General features: G+C 73.5%; 16 protein-coding genes. 8 read left to right on the top strand and 8 right to left on the bottom strand.

Features of this window, described 5'->3' with window-relative positions; genetic code table 11:
* Positions 1-49: 49 nt before the first annotated feature.
* Positions 50-766, top strand: coding sequence for a response regulator (locus ABTY04_RS12105; RefSeq protein WP_352213256.1), 717 nt, complete (start codon positions 50-52; stop codon positions 764-766).
* Positions 763-1,482, top strand: coding sequence for a YoaK family protein (locus ABTY04_RS12100; protein ID WP_352213255.1), 720 nt, complete (start codon positions 763-765; stop codon positions 1,480-1,482). Before ABTY04_RS12105 ends, ABTY04_RS12100 begins: the two co-directional genes overlap by 4 nt.
* Here ABTY04_RS12100 and ABTY04_RS12095 read toward each other — a convergent pair.
* Positions 1,479-2,429 (bottom strand): tellurite resistance/C4-dicarboxylate transporter family protein, encoded by a 951-nt coding sequence (locus ABTY04_RS12095; protein ID WP_502996622.1) that lies wholly within the window; start codon positions 2,427-2,429, stop codon positions 1,479-1,481. The genes ABTY04_RS12100 and ABTY04_RS12095 overlap by 4 nt on opposite strands.
* Positions 2,430-2,605: 176 nt before the next feature.
* Between ABTY04_RS12095 and ABTY04_RS12090 the strand changes: the two genes are divergently transcribed.
* The gene (locus ABTY04_RS12090; protein WP_352213253.1) at positions 2,606-3,337 is read left to right on the top strand and encodes an SDR family NAD(P)-dependent oxidoreductase; all 732 of its coding nucleotides are present in this window, start codon (positions 2,606-2,608) and stop codon (positions 3,335-3,337) included.
* Between the two features lie 59 nt (positions 3,338-3,396).
* Here ABTY04_RS12090 and ABTY04_RS12085 read toward each other — a convergent pair whose 3' ends face one another.
* The 3 genes from ABTY04_RS12085 to ABTY04_RS12075 form a co-directional block, all read right to left on the bottom strand.
* Complete coding sequence (locus tag ABTY04_RS12085; protein ID WP_352213416.1) at positions 3,397-4,146, bottom strand: VOC family protein; 750 nt, start codon at positions 4,144-4,146, stop codon at positions 3,397-3,399.
* 133 nt (positions 4,147-4,279) lie between these two features.
* Positions 4,280-5,380, bottom strand: a complete 1,101-nt coding sequence (locus tag ABTY04_RS12080) for a carboxylate-amine ligase (protein WP_352213252.1) — start codon at positions 5,378-5,380, stop codon at positions 4,280-4,282.
* Positions 5,377-5,913, bottom strand: coding sequence for a type 1 glutamine amidotransferase domain-containing protein (locus tag ABTY04_RS12075; protein WP_352213251.1), 537 nt, complete (start codon positions 5,911-5,913; stop codon positions 5,377-5,379). The genes ABTY04_RS12080 and ABTY04_RS12075 overlap by 4 nt, the downstream gene beginning before the upstream one ends.
* Positions 5,914-6,155: 242 nt before the next feature.
* Here ABTY04_RS12075 and ABTY04_RS12070 point away from each other — a divergent pair, with 242 nt between their 5' ends.
* Positions 6,156-7,337: an AI-2E family transporter gene (locus ABTY04_RS12070; RefSeq protein ID WP_352213250.1), complete on the top strand. Its 1,182-nt coding sequence runs from the start codon at positions 6,156-6,158 to the stop codon at positions 7,335-7,337.
* A 120-nt stretch (positions 7,338-7,457) separates the two neighbouring features.
* Positions 7,458-8,291, top strand: coding sequence for an RNA polymerase sigma factor SigF (locus ABTY04_RS12065; protein WP_352213249.1), 834 nt, complete (start codon positions 7,458-7,460; stop codon positions 8,289-8,291).
* Here the strand turns inward: ABTY04_RS12065 and ABTY04_RS12060 are convergent.
* Positions 8,230-8,760, bottom strand: a complete 531-nt coding sequence (locus ABTY04_RS12060; RefSeq protein ID WP_352213248.1) for an ATP-binding protein — start codon at positions 8,758-8,760, stop codon at positions 8,230-8,232. The two genes, ABTY04_RS12065 and ABTY04_RS12060, sit on opposite strands and share 62 nt — an antisense overlap.
* Before the next feature lie 133 nt (positions 8,761-8,893).
* Positions 8,894-10,288, bottom strand: coding sequence for an MFS transporter (locus tag ABTY04_RS12055; RefSeq protein ID WP_352213247.1), 1,395 nt, complete (start codon positions 10,286-10,288; stop codon positions 8,894-8,896).
* Positions 10,289-10,432: 144 nt separating this feature from the next.
* On the opposite strand from ABTY04_RS12055, the gene ABTY04_RS12050 reads away from it, so the two are divergent.
* Both ABTY04_RS12050 and ABTY04_RS12045 read left to right on the top strand, forming a co-directional pair.
* Entirely contained in the window at positions 10,433-10,834 is a 402-nt protein-coding gene (locus tag ABTY04_RS12050) for a DnaJ family domain-containing protein (RefSeq protein ID WP_352213246.1), read from the top strand.
* 59 nt (positions 10,835-10,893) lie between these two features.
* Positions 10,894-13,593 carry a SpoIIE family protein phosphatase gene (locus ABTY04_RS12045; protein WP_352213245.1) on the top strand — a complete coding sequence of 900 codons (2,700 nt, stop codon included), beginning with the start codon at positions 10,894-10,896 and terminating at the stop codon, positions 13,591-13,593.
* A 74-nt stretch (positions 13,594-13,667) separates the two neighbouring features.
* On the opposite strand, the gene ABTY04_RS12040 is transcribed toward ABTY04_RS12045, so the two are convergent.
* On the bottom strand, positions 13,668-14,420 hold the full coding sequence (locus ABTY04_RS12040) for a carbonic anhydrase (RefSeq protein ID WP_352213244.1): 753 nt from the start codon (positions 14,418-14,420) through the stop codon (positions 13,668-13,670).
* Positions 14,421-14,800: 380 nt separating this feature from the next.
* Complete coding sequence (locus ABTY04_RS12035) at positions 14,801-15,997, bottom strand: Gfo/Idh/MocA family protein (RefSeq protein ID WP_352213243.1); 1,197 nt, start codon at positions 15,995-15,997, stop codon at positions 14,801-14,803.
* Between the two features lie 124 nt (positions 15,998-16,121).
* Between ABTY04_RS12035 and ABTY04_RS12030 the strand changes: the two genes are divergently transcribed.
* On the top strand, positions 16,122-16,472 hold the full coding sequence (locus ABTY04_RS12030) for a hypothetical protein (RefSeq protein WP_352213242.1): 351 nt from the start codon (positions 16,122-16,124) through the stop codon (positions 16,470-16,472).
* Positions 16,473-16,553 lie beyond the last annotated feature (81 nt).

Here is a 16,553-nt window from a genome sequence, read left to right as displayed (position 1 = left end):
GGCGGGTACGGTTCCTCCTGGATTTCCCTTTTCGGAACGGGGTTGGCGCATGGAATTCGGCCACGTGGCACGGGTGGTCATCGCCGACGACGAGCCCGTCCTCCGCAGGGGGCTGCGGACGTCCGTCGAGTCGACCGGTGAGTTCCATGTGGTGGCCGAGGCCGCCGACGGGCGCGAGGCGGTCGAGGCCGTACGGACCCACCTGCCGGACATCCTGCTGCTGGACCTCCGCATGCCGCGGATGAACGGTCTGGAGGTGACGGCGGCGCTGCGCACACCGCAATCCGCAGCCGAGGCGGACGACGAAGCGGTTGCCGGTGCGGACGCGCACATCGTCGTCACGACCGGCTTCGGGCTCGACTCGGACGTGGAACAGGCCCTGGCGCTCGGAGCGGACGGCTTCCTTCCCAAGGACACCCCGCGCCAGGAGCTGCTCGCCGTCCTGCGTGCGGTGCGGGACGGGGATGCCGCGATGTCCCCGCAGGCGCTGCGGCACGTCCTGGGCGCCTTCGCCGCCCCGGGCGGGGCGCAGCGCCGGGAGGCGAGGGAGCGGCTCGGTGTCCTGTCGCCGCGGGACGCCGAGGTACTGGGCCTGGTCGCCGAGGGGCTGTCGAACCGGGAGATCGGCGAGCGGCTGCACCTGGCGGAGGCCTCGGTGCAGGGCCGGGTCGGCCGGATGCTGGCCGAGCTGGGCGCCGCCAGCCGTGTGCAGCTCGCGCTCCTGGCCCGTGCCGCCGGCTCCGGGGCGCAGGGTCCGCCGCGGTGACGGCGGCCGCCCGGCGCGGGATCCTGCGGCCGCTGGCCGCGCTGCTCTTCCCGCCGGGGCCGGAGGGCGGGAGCGGGCCGCACGGGGTGCTGCCTGCGCTGCTGATCGCGCTGACCTTCGTGAGCGGGGTGGTCGACGCGGTGAGCTTCCTCGGGCTCGACCACGTCTTCGTCGCCAACATGACCGGCAACGTGGTCTTCCTCGGCTTTGCGCTCGCCGGGGACCGCGAACTGTCGGCCGCGGCCGCCGTGCTGGCGCTCGGCGCCTTCCTGGCCGGTGCGACGGCCGCCGGGCGGGCGGGCCGCGGCCGGGAGCCGGCCGGTATGTTCGCACCCCTGGTGGCGGTGCAGGCCGTACTGGTGGCCGGGGCGCTCGCCCTGACGGCGGTCGGGGCCGGGCCGCTGCCGGTCGTGGGACTGCTCGCGCTCGGCATGGGCGTCCAGAACGCCGTCGTCTTCCGGCTGGCCGTGCCCGATCTGACCACGACCGTTGTCACCCGCACCCTGACGGGCCTGGCCGCCGGCCCGTGGGATCCGGCCGCCGTGCGGCGCCTCGTGTCGGTGGCGGTGCTGTTCTGCGGGGCCCTGGCGGGCGGTCTGCTGACGCTGCACCACGGATCCCGGTGGGCCCTGGCGCTGGCGGTGGCGCTGCTGCTCTGGATCGCCCTGGCGGGTGCCCCGGCGGCGGCCGGCCGACGCGGCCCCGAGGCGCCTTAGGTCTGCGGGGTGCTCTGGCGGGTGGCGACGAGTGCGGCGAAAGTCAGCAGCCATGCGCCCACCGCGATCCAGAGCAGCACCTCGCCCAGCGGGAGCAGCCATCCCACCCCGACGGGGCCGGCCGCCGAGAGGCAGGCGGTGGCCGTCATCCCGAGGGGGAAGACGGTCGCCCAGCGCCGGGTGTCGTAGCGCGGCCGCCACCGGCGCAGTTCGGCGCCGAGGAGGAGCACGTACCAGCCGAGGGACAGGGCGAGCGTCACCAGCGTGGCGATCCGCAGGGCCGTGTGCGCGGAGCCGGTCCATACGGGTGACGCCGTGAGCTTCGATCCCGCGAGCGCCGAGATGGCCAGCGCGCCGCCGGCCACCCAGTGGTCGCCCGCGCCCTGCAGCACCTCGCGGAAGTCGAAGCGTACGAGGGCTGCCGCGTACAGCAGCAGCCCGAAGCAGAAGGCGGCCAGTGCCGCCCAGGCGAGCCAGTCGACGTGGACGGCGGCGGACAGGACAGCGGCCAGGACGGCGAGCCCCTGGGTGGCCACGCAGACGAGGAACGCGGCTCCGGGCATCCGGTGTTTCCAGTGCCGTATGGCGGCGAGCAGCAGTACGGGCCACAGGACCGCCGCCAGCACCAGCAGGGCGGCGGCGACCGGCTGCAGGCCCAGCAGGGAGAGCCGTGTGCCGAGCACGGTGGTGGCGGCGACGGCGGTCAGGGCGGCCGGGGTGTAGGCCTCGGCCCGGAAGCGGCCCCGGTCGCCCACGAGCCGGGCGGTGAAGCCGGCGGCGAGCACGAGCCACAGCCCGCCGGCGACGACCAGTGCGGCCAGGGACAGCCAGTCGGCCCCGACCAGGTGCAAGCCGACGGAGAGGATGCCCGCGGCCATGACGGCGGCGCCCGCGGCCGGGGAGAGCCCCGCCCACCATCGGCGGCCGGGCAGGGGGGACACCTGCATCACCCTGCCAGCGGACACCGCCCGGCCGCGGGCCGCGAGCGCGGTGGGCCATTGGGGCCAAGGAGCCGCCCGGTGACGGGGCCCGGACCGTGGCCGGAGCCCCGCCGCCGGCAGACGTCCGGGAGGGTCCGCGCGGCCCTTGACTTCCCCGGTCCGCTGCCCGACCCTCGGCGCTCATGGGACAGCTCGACGGCAAGGTCGCGGTGATCACGGGCGGGTCGTCCGGCATCGGACTGGCGACGGCACACCGGTTCGTACGGGAGGGCGCCCGGGTGTTCGTCACCGGGCGCCGCGAGGCCGAACTCGCCTCGGCGGTGCATGAGTTGGGGAGCGGCGCCGTCGGGGTGCCGGGCGATGTCACCAAGGCGGCGGACCTCGACCGGCTGTACGCGGCGGTCGCGGCCGAGGGCAGGGCGATCGACGTCCTGGTGACCAACGCGGGCGGCGGCAAGGCGGGCGGCGTCGCCGAGTTCACGGAGGAGCAGTTCGACACCGTCTCGGACCTGAACTTCCGCGGGACCTTCTTCACGGTGCAGCGGGCGCTCCCCCTGTTCGGGGGCGGCGGCTCGGTCATCCTGCTCGGCTCGACCGCAGGATCGGCGGGGTCCACCCGTTTCGGGGTCTACGCCGCCACGAAGGCGGCCGTACGGTCGATGGCGCGCAGCCTGGCGCTGGAGCTCGCGGGGCGCGGGATCCGGGTGAACGCGCTCAGCCCCGGCCCGATCGACACCCCCGCGCTGGCGCGTGCGCCCGCCGCCCTCCTGGAGGAGGTCACCTCGGGGATTCCGCTGGGGCGGACCGGCCGCCCGGAGGAAGTCGCCGCGGCGGCGCTGTTCCTCGCCTCGGAGGAGAGCAGCTACATCACCGGCATCGAGCTGTTCGTGGACGGCGGGGTCGCCCAGGTCTGACCCGCGTGGTCGGGGAGCCGCGCGGTCGTGGAGCCCGCGTGGTCAGGGAGCCCGCGTGGTCAGGGAGCCGCGGTGTCCGGGCGGGCGGCCGTGAGGGTGAACATGGCTCCCCCGGGGTCGTGCAGGGTGACCCAGCGGTCGGTGGTGCTCGACACGATGGTGGACAGCGTGGTCCCGCCGGCGGCGGTGGCCGCCGCGATGGCCTCGTCGAGGTCCGGGACCCGGAAGTAGACGTGCCAGCGGGGCCTGGTCTGCGGGGCCTGGGCCGCTGCCCCGGCGATCCCGCCGCTCAGGCGGGCGACGGGATCGCCCGCCTGCCGGAGCACGACCTGGTCGTTCTCGTAGGAGACCTCGCAGCATCCGGGGCGGCCGGTGGCCCACTCCAGTACTTCCCCGTAGAAAATCGCCGCCTCGAAGGCGTCCCTCGTCCGCAGCTCCAGCCAGGCCGGCGCCGGTCCGTGGCCCACCCGCCAGTCGGCCGACACCCCGCCGGCCCAGATTCCGAAGACCGCACCGTCCCGGTCGGCGACCAGCGCGCCGCGGCCGCCGGAGGGGAAGGAGACCGGGCCGACCGCGATGGTTCCGCTCCGCTCGCGGATCCGGGCCGCCGCGACGTCGGCGTCGTCGACGGCGAAGTACGGGGTCCATGCAGCAGCGGCCGGCAGGTCCGCGGTCAGTGCCCCGATGCCGGCCACCGGCACCCCGTCCAGCTCGGCGACCGTCCAGCCTTCGCCCAGCCGGGCGGGCCGGAACTTCCAGCCGAGGACCTCGCCGTAGAACTGCTGGGTTCCCTGGAGATCGCGGGCCATCAGGCTGACCCAGCACGGGGCGCCGAATACCTCTCTCGCCGGAATCTCCACCACGCACGCTCCGTCCTTCGTCCCGCCCATCCTCGCGTCCGGACCGCTCGCCCGCACCTCGGCGCACGCCTGCGCGGCCCGATCAGTCGGCGGACCCCGCGCCCTGCCCGGTGATCAGATCGGTGAGGCCCGCCATGCCCCCGTCCGCGAGGGCCCGGCGCTGCCGGTCCGAGGGCGTGCCCTGCTGGAGGAGCCGGTGCAGCAGGGCGCTCACCTCGCGCAGGTCCCCCGCCTCCTCCAGGGCGGGTGAGACGTGCTGCATCAGCAGGCACAGCACGTCGCCGGCGCTGCGCTTGCGCCCCTGCGGGTCCATCAGCGTGCCGTCCAGGCCGTGCCGGGCTGCATGCCAGATCGCGGCCTGCAGCAGCTCCTGGGCACACTCCACCGGGGCGGCTCCCGCCTTCTCCTCGGCGATCGCGGTGCTGACCAGCGCACGGACGATCCCGGTGAGCAGTACCGCGCCGGTGGCCTCCAGCTGCACGTCCAGGCACCGCACCTCGATCGTGGGGTAGCGCTCGGACAGCCGTGCGTGCCAGTACAGCTGTCCCCGGTCGGCGATCAGCCCGGCCTCCATGAGCGCGTCGGCGCGCTGTTCGTAGTCCGCGAGCGTGCGGAAGTGCGGCGGCGGGCCGCTGACCGGCCAGCGGCTGAAGACGATGGTGCGCCAGCTGGCGAACCCGGTGTCGCGCCCGTCCCAGAGCGGCGAGTTCACGGACATGGCGAGCAGGGTGGGCAGCCACACACGCAGCCGGTTCAGGGCCGCCACGCCCATTTCCCGGTCGGGCACCGCCACGTGCACGTGCATGCCGTTGATCAGCTGCTCGTCGACCAGCCGGCGGGCTTCCTCGCGCATCTTGACGTACCGCGGTTTCTGGGTGACCGGAACCGGCACCGCGTCGCGCAGCGGCGCCGTGGCGGTCGTGGCGATGCGGCAGCCGTTCTCCTCGGCCGCGGTTCCGAGCGCGTGCCTCAGCCGCAGGAGGTGGCCTCCGACCTCCTCCAGGTCCGTGCAGATGGGCGTGGCGACCTCCACCTGGGCCTGCAGCAGCTCGTTCTGCACCTCTCCCGCGTCCACCCACGACACGTGGCCCGCGGCCGCCCGCACCTCTTCCGCCCGGGCCACGGGCAGGTGGGTGACGGGGTCCAGCAGCACGTACTCTTCCTCTACCCCGACCGTGATCATGTCGCGCCGAACTCCTTGACGGTGGCCCTGCAGAACGCGTCCAGATCGGCCGGTTTGCGGCTGGTGACCAAGGTGGCCGGCGCGGCGTGGCAGACCCGGACCTCCTCGTCCACCCAGGTGCCGCCCGCGTTGCGGACGTCGGTGGCCACGCTCGGCCACGAGGTCAGCGTCCGGCCCCGTACGACGTCGGCCTCGACCAGCATCCAGGCGGCATGGCAGATCGCGGCGACGGGTTTGCCGGCGTCGAAGAAGCTGCGGACGAACCCGACGGCCCTGCTGTTCATCCGGAGCGCGTCCGGGTTGGCGACGCCGCCGGGCAGAACGAGCGCGTCGAAGGCCTCTGCCGTGTCACCGGCGAGGACGTGGTCGACGGTAAAACGACCCGCCTTCTCCAGATGGCGGTACGCGCGGACCTGTCCCGCCTTGGTCGAGACCAATTGCGGATTCCATCCGGCCTCGACGACGGCCTTCCAGGGCTCGGTGAGCTCGATCTCCTCAACGCCCTCGGGCGCCGTCAGAAAGGCGATGCGCATCCGGTCCACCTCCTCCGGTCCGGGGGGGCTTCGGCGCACGGCCGGCGCCGGTCCGTCCGGGGGCCCCGCGGGCCCTGCGCCTGCCCGGCGGGGAACGCCTCATGCAAGCGAGGCGGCCCTGCCGGAGCACGGGCATTCGGCGGTTCCTTCGGGCGAATCTGGCTCCGGGTGCGTGGGGTACCGGATCCAGCGTGGCAGTTCACAGGGAAATCCACCCATCGGGCCACCGGCAGAGGCGGTACATGACCAGGCGATCCGCAGGGCAGCCGGCGTCCCGCCCGGCCGGGGCGGGTACGGGGGACCCGCGCACCCGGGTGGCCGCCCGCCGGGCCCGCGCCCGCGGCCGCCACCCGGGCGGGAGGCCGGTCCTGCGGCCGTACACCTCCTCGGTGTCGCCCGTGCTGCGCACGGCCTCCGAGTACGCCTGGCGGCTGCTGGTGGTGGGCGCGGTCGTCTACACGGTGTTCATGGTGCTGGGCCGGTTCCACGAGGTCGGCGTGGCCGTCTTCCTCGGTCTGGTCGCCACGGCCCTGCTGCGCCCGGTGGCCGATCTGCTCGCCCGGTGGATCCCCCGCTCCCTCGCCGTGGCCTGCGCCCTCGTCGGCAGCATCGTGCTCGGCCTGGGGGCCCTCGCCTTCGTCGGCGAGACGGTGGCGGCGGAGTGGAGCTCGCTGGTGGCGGAGTTCCGGGCGGGGCTGGACCGGCTCGAACCCCTGCTGGAGCGGCCGCCCCTGCGGCTGAGCCCGCATGCGCTGACCGACCTGCGGGACCGGATCGGCTCGTACCTCTCCAGCCATCGCGCGACCCTGCTCAGCACGGCCGTCAGCGGCGCCGGGCGGCTGGTGGAGGCCCTGACCGTGGTGGCGCTGTCCCTGTTCTGCTCGGTCTTCTTCATCCATTCGGGTGACCGGCACTGGCGCTGGCTGTGCTCCCAGTTCCCGCAGACCGTGCAGGGGCGCGTCTCCGTCGCCGGGCGCGCCGCGTGGCGGACGTTCACCGGGTACACCCACGGCATCGTGCTCGTCGCCGCGACCAACGCCGTTCTGGTGGGTGTCGCGCTGTACGTCCTGGGCGTCCCGCTGGCGGTGCCGCTCGCCCTGCTGGAGTTCTTCGCCGCGTTCGTCCCGCTGATCGGCTCTCCGGTGGCCCTCGCCGTGGCCGTGGTCGTGGCGCTGGCCGCCAAGGGGCCGCTGGTCGCGGCCCTCGTGGTCGCCCTGATCGTGATCATCGGGCAGATCGAGGGGCACGTGCTGCACCCGATGCTGATGAGCTGGGCGGTGCAGCTGCATCCGGTGGTCGTGGCCCTGTCGGTCGTGGCGGGGGCCATCGCCGCGGGCGTGCTCGGCGCGGTGGTCGCCGTGCCGCTGGTCTCGGTCGTCTGGGCGGTCCGCCAGTCCCTGCGGTCCCTGGAAGCAGGCCTCTGAGCTGCGATTTCCCGCATGAGCCGCTTCATGTCACCCGGACGGGGGTATATCCCCCGGGACAGCTCACGAGACGGCCGTGCCGCAAGGTCTGCTGCGCGACCTCCCGTCGGAGGAGCCGAGATGCTGTACCCGGACGTCACCGAAGGCATTCCGCAGGACACGCTGAGTGTGAGCACCGGCGAGGCCAGGACGCTGTCGGGGGCGCTGTTCCACCGGCTGCGGTCCCTCGACGAGGGGAGCGCCGAGTACTCCTACGTGCGCAACACCCTCGTCGAGCTCAACCTCAGCCTGGTGAAATACGCCGCCCGCCGGTTCCGCGGCCGGAGCGAGCCGATGGAGGACATCGTCCAGGTCGGCACGATCGGCCTGATCAAGGCCATCAACCGGTTCGACCCGGAGCGCGGGGTGGAGTTCACGACCTTCGCGATGCCGACCATCGTCGGCGAGGTCAAGCGGTTCTTCCGCGACACCAGCTGGGCCGTCAAGGTGCCGCGCCGGCTCCAGGAGCTGCGGATCGACGCCGCCAAGGCGCACGACGCGCTGGAACAGGACCTCGGCCGCGAGCCCACGGACGCCGAGCTGGCGGGGCGCCTGCGGGTCACGCCCGAGGAGCTCGTGGAGGGCCAGAAGGCGGCGCACGCGTACTCCGCGCGCTCCCTGGACGCACCGGCGCAGGAGGACGGCGACCGGGACGCGTACGCCGAACAGCCCTCGCTCGGCGAAGAGGAGGCGGCGTACGACAAGATCGAGTGTCTGGAGTCGCTCAAGCCGGTCCTGGCCGGACTGCCCGCTCGGGAGCGCACCCTGCTCTCGCTGCGCTTCGGCCACGGGCTGACGCAGTCCGAGATCGGCGAGCGGCTGGGGCTGTCGCAGATGCACGTCTCGCGGCTGCTCAACCGGACGCTGACCGCGCTGAGGTCGAGCCTTCTGGACGATGCGCAGCCGGAGCCCTGAGCAGGTCCGGGTCCGGCTCCGGAGCGGATCCCGGGACCGGGACCTCCGCCCACACCGTCTTGCCGGTCCGTCCGTCGGCGTAGGGTTCCCAGCCCCAGCTCCGGGCCAGCCGGTCCAGTATGAGCAGGCCGTTGCCGCCCGGACGGGCGGGAGCGGCGGCGGCCTCCAGGCGACGGGGGTGCTCGGGGCTCCCGTCGCCGACCTCCATCCGCAGCCGCCCCGGGCCGTGGCGCAGCACCAGTTCGCGGGGGCCGCCGGCGTGGATGCAGGCGTTGCCGACCAGTTCGGAGACCAGCAGGAGGACGTCTTCGGCGGCCTCCTGCCGCTCCGGGTCGTACGGGTGTTCCGTGCCGGCCGCACCGGCGGTCCAGCCCCAGTCGTCGAGTGCACTGCGGGTGAAGTCCCGGCAGCGGGTGACGGTTCCCCTCGTCCCGCCGCCGAGGACCAGCGTGCGGGTCTCCTCGCTCATGCGAGCCGTCTACCCAGGCCGTGGGAGAAGATGCGCGTGGTGCGCCCGGCCACCTCCGGTACGGGCGACCGCCGGAGGCTGCGCCAGTCCGGCAGGTCCGGGTCGATGAAGGGGCGTACCGGAAATCGGACCGTCAGGACGCGGGCGCGGGGTCGCTTCCCGTCGCGGCCCGGGAGCCGGCCCGCACAACGGCATCGGCGTCCACGGCAGCCTCGGCGTCCATGGCCTCCATCGCGTCCAGCCGCCGCAGGCCGGCCCGCCGTTGGAGGACGGACAGTCCCGCGACCGCCGCTCCGAGCGCCAGCCATCCCGCCGGCCCGGCCGCCATCACCGCGCCGGTCAGCAGCAGCGGCCCGGCGGACTTCTGCACGGACTGGGACATGCCCGCCACCCCCAGGTACGAGGCCCTCGCCTCCCGGGGTGCCAGGGAGACGGCCAGCTCCCAGGAGCTCACCGAACGCATCAGCTCCGCCGCGGTGACCAGCACGGCCGCGGCCACCAGGGTGATCGAGGCGGCCCAGGCCCCGTGTTCCGGGGTCAGGGCCAGGAGCGCGCAGCACGCGAGCAGCGTCAGCCCGTACAGCCGGACCGCCCCGGCTGCCCGGCGCGGCGTCTCGAACCTCGCCGACACGGTCAACTGCAGGGCCACGACGAGCACGGTGTTGATGAAGAGGAAGGCCGGGACCACGGCGTGCGGCGCATCGGTGTGCTCGACCAGCCACAGCGGCAGCCCGACCCCCAGGACCGAGTCGTCCAGGCACATCGGGATGTCCAGGAGGACGAAACGGAGGTAGCCACGGTCCCGCCACGGGTTCGGGCCGGCCGGCCGGCTCGCCGCGGCCGGGTCGGCGGCCTCCGTGGGCACCTGCGCGCTCCGGCGCCCGCGGTCGTGTCCGGGCTGCTCGCGCGTGCGCCACACCAGAGCGGCGGCTGCGAGGAACGACAGCGCGTTGCCCAGGATCAGGACCTGGTAGGCCTCGCGGGTGCCCACGGCGAGTCCGAGAGCGGCGATGCCCGCACCGAGCGCGTAGCCCGCGTTCGCCGCGCTGCGCGACAGCGCCTGGTACGTGGCGCGCTGCTCGCCCGCGGCCCGCGTGGCGAAGAGCATCTCCAGCGTCTTGGCCGCGCGGTCGCCGAGGTGGGTGACGGCGACCAGGGGCAGCAGTGCCTCGAACCGGGTGAACACGAGCAGTGCGCAGATCGTGCCGAGGCGCAGCAGGTGGCAGCCGATCAGCAGGGTGCGTACGGGGAAGCGGTGGGCCAGGTGGCCTGCCAGCGGCGAGCCGGCGATGCCCGCCACTCCGGCCGCGCCCAGCAGCAGGCCGAGCTGTCGGGCGTCGAGGCCGGTCACGAAGGTGAAGTACAGGACGCACGAGGCGGCCCACACTCCGGTGCCGGTGCGGTCCAGCAGTTGGGCGAACAGCATGATCCGGGCGTCGCGGCCGCCCGGCGGACGGCGCAACTGCGCCAGCAGTCCGGCTCCGTCCCGCCGTTCTCTCCCGTTCCCCGCACCGCGCCGCCAGATCATTCCGGGCCTCCGCTCCCCCGCCGAGGTATCTCGATATCAAGATACCTGTCGGTAGCCTGCACGAGATTAATCTTGACGTCAAGATAATTTCTGCGGTGGCGGACCCGGCGATACGCTGATCGCAGGGGCCGTCGAGGAGGAGCCGTGACCGAGCGCAAGCCACCGGGCGTCAGCTTCGAGTCCTGGGTGGACCGGCAGATCAGGGAGGCCGCCGAGCGCGGCGACTTCGAGAAGCTGCCGGGCTACGGCAAACCGCTGGCCTCGATCGACGCCCCGTACGACGAGCTGTGGTGGATCAGGGACAAGATGCACCGCGAGGGCTTCGCCGCCCTGCCGCCGGCCCTCGCCCTGCGCAAGGAGGCCGAGGACGCCCTCGAAGCGGTCCGTACGGCCCGCTCGGAGCGCGAGGCGAGAACCGTCCTCACCGAGATCAACGAGAAGATCCGCGCGGCGCTGCGGATGCCGCCGCCGGGTCCGCCCCTCCACCTCACCGAATTCGACGTCGACGCCGTGCTCAGGACCTGGCGGGAGAGCCGCACCGACTGACGGCGCGCCCGCCCGGCGGTCGCGGCTCTCCCGGCTTCGGACCACCGACAGTGCTACAAATGGTTCGTGGCCCATCCTTGCAACCCGTGCCGGGGACGTCGGTGCGGTCACTGAGCAAAAAGCGCCCGCGCAGCGTCGCCCGACAGGTATTCGTCCTCCAGGTGGCGATCGTGGTGCTGCTCACCGCCGGGGCGGTCCTGGCGCTCGTACTCCAGTCCCGGCACGACGTCGACCGGCAAGCACGCACCCGCTCGGTGGCGGTCGCGCAGACCTTCGCCCATTCGCTCGGACTGCGCCCGGCCCTCGCGACCCCCGATCCCTCCAAGATCCTCCAGCCCGTCACCGAGGCGACGCGCAAGGCGGCAGGGGTCGACTTCATCGTCGTGATGGACACCCACGGGATCCGCTACACCCATCCGCTCCCCGACCGCATCGGCAAGCGGTTCGTCGGCACCATCGAGCCCTCACTGGCCGGCCACGTCTACACCGAGAGCGTGAAGGGGCCACTGGGCCAGGAGATCCAGGCCGTGGTGCCCGTCTTCGCCAGCCCCACCGCCGACAGCGGGGAGGTCGTGGCACTGGTGTCGGCCGGCCTCACGGTGAAGAACGTCACCGGTGCGTTCGAACGGCAGCTCCCCGTCATCCTCGGCACCAGCGCGGCGACCCTCGCCCTGGCCACCGCCGGCTCGGCGCTGATCAGCCAGCGCCTGCGCCGCCAGACCCGCGGGCTCGGCCCCCAAGAGATGACCCGGATGTACGAGCACCACGACGCGGTGCTGCATTCGGTACGCGAGGGGGTGCTGATCACCGACGGAGGCGGCCGGCTCCTGCTCGCCAACGACGAGGCGAAACGACTCCTCAGACTGCCGCCCGACGCCGAGGGCCAGCACATCCGGCAGCTGTCCGGGCTCGACCGCCAGATGGCCGACCTCCTGCTGTCCGGCCGGGTGGCCACCGACGAGGTGCACGAGGCCGGGGACCGGCTGCTGGTCATCAACCAGCGCCCGACCCGGCCCCGCGGCAGGCCCGAAGGCACGGCGGTCACCATCCGGGACTCCACCGAGATGCAGGTGCTCAGCACCCGGGCCGAGGCGGCCCGCAAACGGCTCAGGCTGCTGTACGACGCGGGCGTCGGCGTCGGCACCACACTGGACGTCCAGCAGACGGCCCAGGAGCTCGCGGACGTCGCCGTACCCCGGTTCGCGGACTTCGCCACCGTCGACCTGGCCGAGCCCGTACTCCTGGGCGACGAGCCCACCGCCATCGCCGACCTGCGCCGCACCGGGATCAGCGGCATCCGGGACGACATCCCGCTCTACCCCCTGGGCAAAGTGATCGACTTCCTGCCCTCCACACCGCAGGCGCGCGGCCTGAACAGCGGCCGGGCCGAACTGGTGACCGATCTCGCCAACGCGCAGGGCTGGCACGCCCAGGACCCGCCCCGGGCGCAGGCCATCATCAACTACGGCGTCCACTCGCTGATCACGGCGCCCCTCAAGGCCCGCGGCGTGGTCCTCGGCGTGGTCAACTTCTGGCGCGCGGAGAAGCCGGAGCCCTTCGACGAGGAGGACCTGTCGCTGGCGGAGGAACTCGTGGCCCGCGCCGGGGTCAGCATCGACAACGCGCGCCGCTACACCCGCGAGCACGCCCTGGCCGTGACCCTCCAGCGCAGCCTCCTGCCGCGCGATCTGCCCGAGCAGAGCGCCGTGGAGGTCGCGCACTACTACCTGCCCGCGCAGTCCGGGGTGGGCGGCGACTGGTTCGACGTGATCCCGCTCCCGGGCAGCCGCGTCGCCCTCGTCGTCGGCGACGTCGTCGGGCACGGTCTGCACGCCGCCGCCGCCATGGGCCGGCTGCGTACGGCCGTACTGAACTTCTCGTCCCTGGACCTGCCCCCCGACGAGCTCCTCGCCCGTCTCGACGACCTCGTCCAGTACATCGACCAGAGCGTGGAGGGCGGCGGCGGCGAAGGCGGCCTGATCGGAGCCACCTGCCTGTACGCCGTGTACGACGCGGTGGCCCAGCGCTGCACGGTGGCACGGGCGGGCCACATGCCGCCGGCGCTGGTCCGCCCGGACGGCACGGTGGAAATCCCCGACCTGCCCGCAGGGGCACCGCTGGGGCTCGGCGGGCTTCCCTTCGAATCGGCGGAGCTGGAACTGAGCGAGGGCAGCCAGCTGGTGCTCTACACCGACGGGCTGATCGAGGACCGCTCCCGCGACATCGACGAGGGGCTCGCACTGCTCCGCTCGGCCCTGGCCCACGCGGACCGCAGGCCCGAGGAGACCTGCCGGGCGGTCCTCGCGGAGCTGCTGCCGGTGCGCCCGCGCGACGACGTGGCCCTGCTGATCGCGCGGACGACGGCGCTGCCCGCGGACCGCATCGCCGAGTGGGAGGTCCCGTTCGAACCGAGCGCGGTCGGCCCCATGCGGGCCCTCGCCGTGGAGAAGCTGGAGGAGTGGGGCCTCGGGGAGCTCGCCTTCGGCACGGAGCTGGTGCTGAGCGAGCTCATCACCAACGCGATCCGGCACGGTGCCGCACCGGTCCACGTACGGCTCCTGCACGACCGCGTGCTGACCTGCGAGGTCTTCGACGGGAGCAGCAGCTCGCCGCGACTGCACTACGCCACCACCACAGACGAAGGGGGCCGCGGCCTCTTCCTGGTGGCCCAGCTCAGCCGCCGCTGGGGAGCCCGGTACACGCCGGAGGGCAAGGTCATCTGGTCCGAGCAGCCGCTCCCGGAACCCGAGGAGTCCTGACGTCCCGAGGTCCCGGACGCGGGCGAGGGCGAGGCCGGGGAAGCCGCTGCCGGAAGCCGCCGGATCCGTGCCGCTCAGCGGATCCGGCGCACCCGCTGGCTGGTGAGTTCGTACCGTGCGCCGATCACGGCCAGCTTGCCGGCCGCGATCCGGGCGGCCAGATCGGGCTCGGCCGCCAGCCGGGAGCGGACGAGCCGTACGTTCTCGGTGACCGCCGCATCGACGCGCGCGTCCCTGCGCAGGCTGCGGTCGACGGCCGGACGGATCTGCTGGGCCAGGTAGCGCAGGTGTCCGGGCAGCCGGTCCAGCCCCTCGGCGGCGCGGACCGCAGCGGTCACGGCCCCGCAGGACTGGTGCCCCAGGACCACGACCAGCGGGATCTCCAGTTCCACGACCCCGAACGCGATGCTTCCGAGCACCGCCTCGTCCAGCACCTCGCCGGCCGAGCGTACGGTCATCAGATCGCCGAGCCCCTGGTCGAAGACCAGCTCCGGAGGCACGCGGGAGTCGACGCAGCCCAGGATGACGGCGAACGGGTGCTGTCCCCCGACCAGCTCCTGCCGTACGGTCCGGGTGGCATCGGGATGCCGCTCGTGGAAGGTCCGCCAGCGGGCGTTGCCGGCCGACAGCTCCCGCAGCGCCGCCGCGGGCGTGCTGGGCCGCGGGCCGTACGGGCCGGACCGGGGGCCGTCCGGGACGGAGCCGGCTCCGGACGCCAGTCCGGCGCACAGGGCCACACCGGCGGTGAGGGCGCCCCGCACCAGGCCGCGCCGCCCGGGGGTTCCGTCGGCCCGGTCGGCCCGGTGACGCTCGGCAAGGAGGCTCATGCGGGCCCAAGGTAGGGCCCTGCGGGGCGCGGAGCCGGAGGCATGCCCGCCCTTGGGAGATTCTTGGACAGCCGAATATGAAGAATATGCCGCACAGGGCCGTCAGGAGTCCTCGGCGGCAGCTTCGTCCGCGGCGGCCGGCGGATGGGTGGGGCAGCGAGCCGAGGAGTTCCGGCAGCGAGCCGTCGAAGTCCCGGAGCAGCGGGGCGGCTCGCCCGGGCGGGCCGGCCGGTGCGGAGCACCACTACGGTGTCCGGCGGGCACTGCGGGTTCCGGCTCGGCAGCTGGGCCGCACGGTACGGCAGGCGGCGGCCGAGCCGGGCGGCCTTCGGCAGGGGCCGGTCCATATCGGTGACAAGGCCCTGTGACAGAGGCGTCGTTCAGCGGTTCCCGGCGGACGTCTGGCCCCGGTCGAAGTACGCCGCCAGGGCCGGATCCAGCGGCGGTACCCGGCGGGGCGTGCCCCCGGCGCGTAGGGACTGCGTCGCCATGCAGCCCACCGCGACCGCCATCCGGGCGGCGACCGGGGAGGTGTCCGTCGCTCCTCCGTGGCGTACGAAGCGCAGGAACTCGTCGATCAGCAGCGGGTCGGCGCCGCCGTGTCCGCCCTCGGCCGCCCCGTCCGGCACGGTGTGGGTCGCGTCCGGCCCGGCCCGGTATCCGGAGCGCCGGCTGTTCCAGACCCTGACTTCGGCGCCCGGGCCGTCGCCGAAGTTCTCCAGGCGGCCGGCGTCCCCGATGACGGTGTAGTTGCGCCAGTAGTCGGGGGTGAAGTGGCACTGCTGGTAGGCGGCGAGCACCCCGTTGGCGAGGCGGAGGTTGAGCAGCGAGACGTCCTCGACGTCGATGACCGGGTTGAGGCCGCGCTGGGTGTGCGGGGGCCAGTGGCCGTCCGGGGTGTACCAGTCGTCGCCCTTGGGTTCGCCGGGGGCGCGGCGGTGGGGGTTGTCCCCGTAGACCATCAGGTCGCCCATCGCCTGGACGTCGTCGGTGTAGGCGCCGGCCAGCCAGTGCAGGACGTCGATGTCGTGTGCAGCCTTCTGGAGCAGCAGACTCGTGGTGTACCGGCGCTCGGCGTGCCAGTCCTTGAAGTACCAGTCGCCTCCGTATCCCACGAAATGCCGCACCCAGACCGTCCTGACCCGGCCGATCGCACCGGCCGCGATCAGGTCGCGCATCGTCCGCACCACGGGCATGTGCCGCATGTTGTGCCCGACGTACAGGCGGGTGCCCGTCGCGTGGGCGGTGCGCAGGATCTCGTCGCAGCGTTCCACGGAGATGTCGAGCGGCTTCTCGACGAAGACGGGTTTGCCGGCCACGAGGGTCTGGCAGGCGAGGTCGGCGTGGGTGTGGTCGGGGGTCAGCACCAGGACGGCGTCGACCTCGGGATGACCGGTCACCGCCCGGTGGTCGGCGGTGACGAACCCGCCCGGGAACGCCTCGGCGGCCTCGGCGCGGGCCCGTGGATCGGGGTCCGCGACCGCGACGACGGCCGAGCCGCGGCCGGGCCGGTGTGCCGTGCGCGCGAGGCTGCCGCGCAGCCCGTATCCGAGGACGCCGATGCGAAGGTCCGTCATGGTCGGCTTCCTTACCCGTCGCCGCCGCGTTCATCCGCCCGGCCGAGTACGGGATGCCGCCCGCCTCCCTGCGGGGCAGGCTGTCGGCAAGGACAGCCATCACCGCACAGACGAGGACCGCGCCATGTCGCACAGCCGGCGTATCGGTGTCATCATCGCGGCCGCAGCACTCCTGCTCACCGCCACCGCCTGCTCGGGCCTGGGCCGGAGCACCGTCGGGCAGCTCAGCTTCCGCCACAAGGACTCACCGGTCCTGCTGAACTACTCGAACACCCCGGTGCAGGGCTGTCACAGGATCGCCCTCCCGAGGGGCGCCACGAACGTCTACAACAACACCCTCGTCGACATCATCCTGTACCGGACGCCGGACTGTCAGAAGCCCGAGGGGGCCGAGGGCATCTACGTCGCCACCACGCTCTCGAACGTGACGGCCCCCGTCAGCCTGCCGTGGCGCAGCTTCAGCGTCGTGCACTGATCCCCACGCTCGATACGGCCGGTGACGACCGTACCGCGACCGGTGATCGTGAAGACGTCCTCGACGGGCATGAGGAACGGC

Source organism: Streptomyces sp. NPDC097981 (assembly GCF_040302565.1).
Lineage (GTDB): Bacteria > Actinomycetota > Actinomycetes > Streptomycetales > Streptomycetaceae > Streptomyces.
This window is presented reverse-complemented; position numbering and strand designations above follow the sequence as displayed.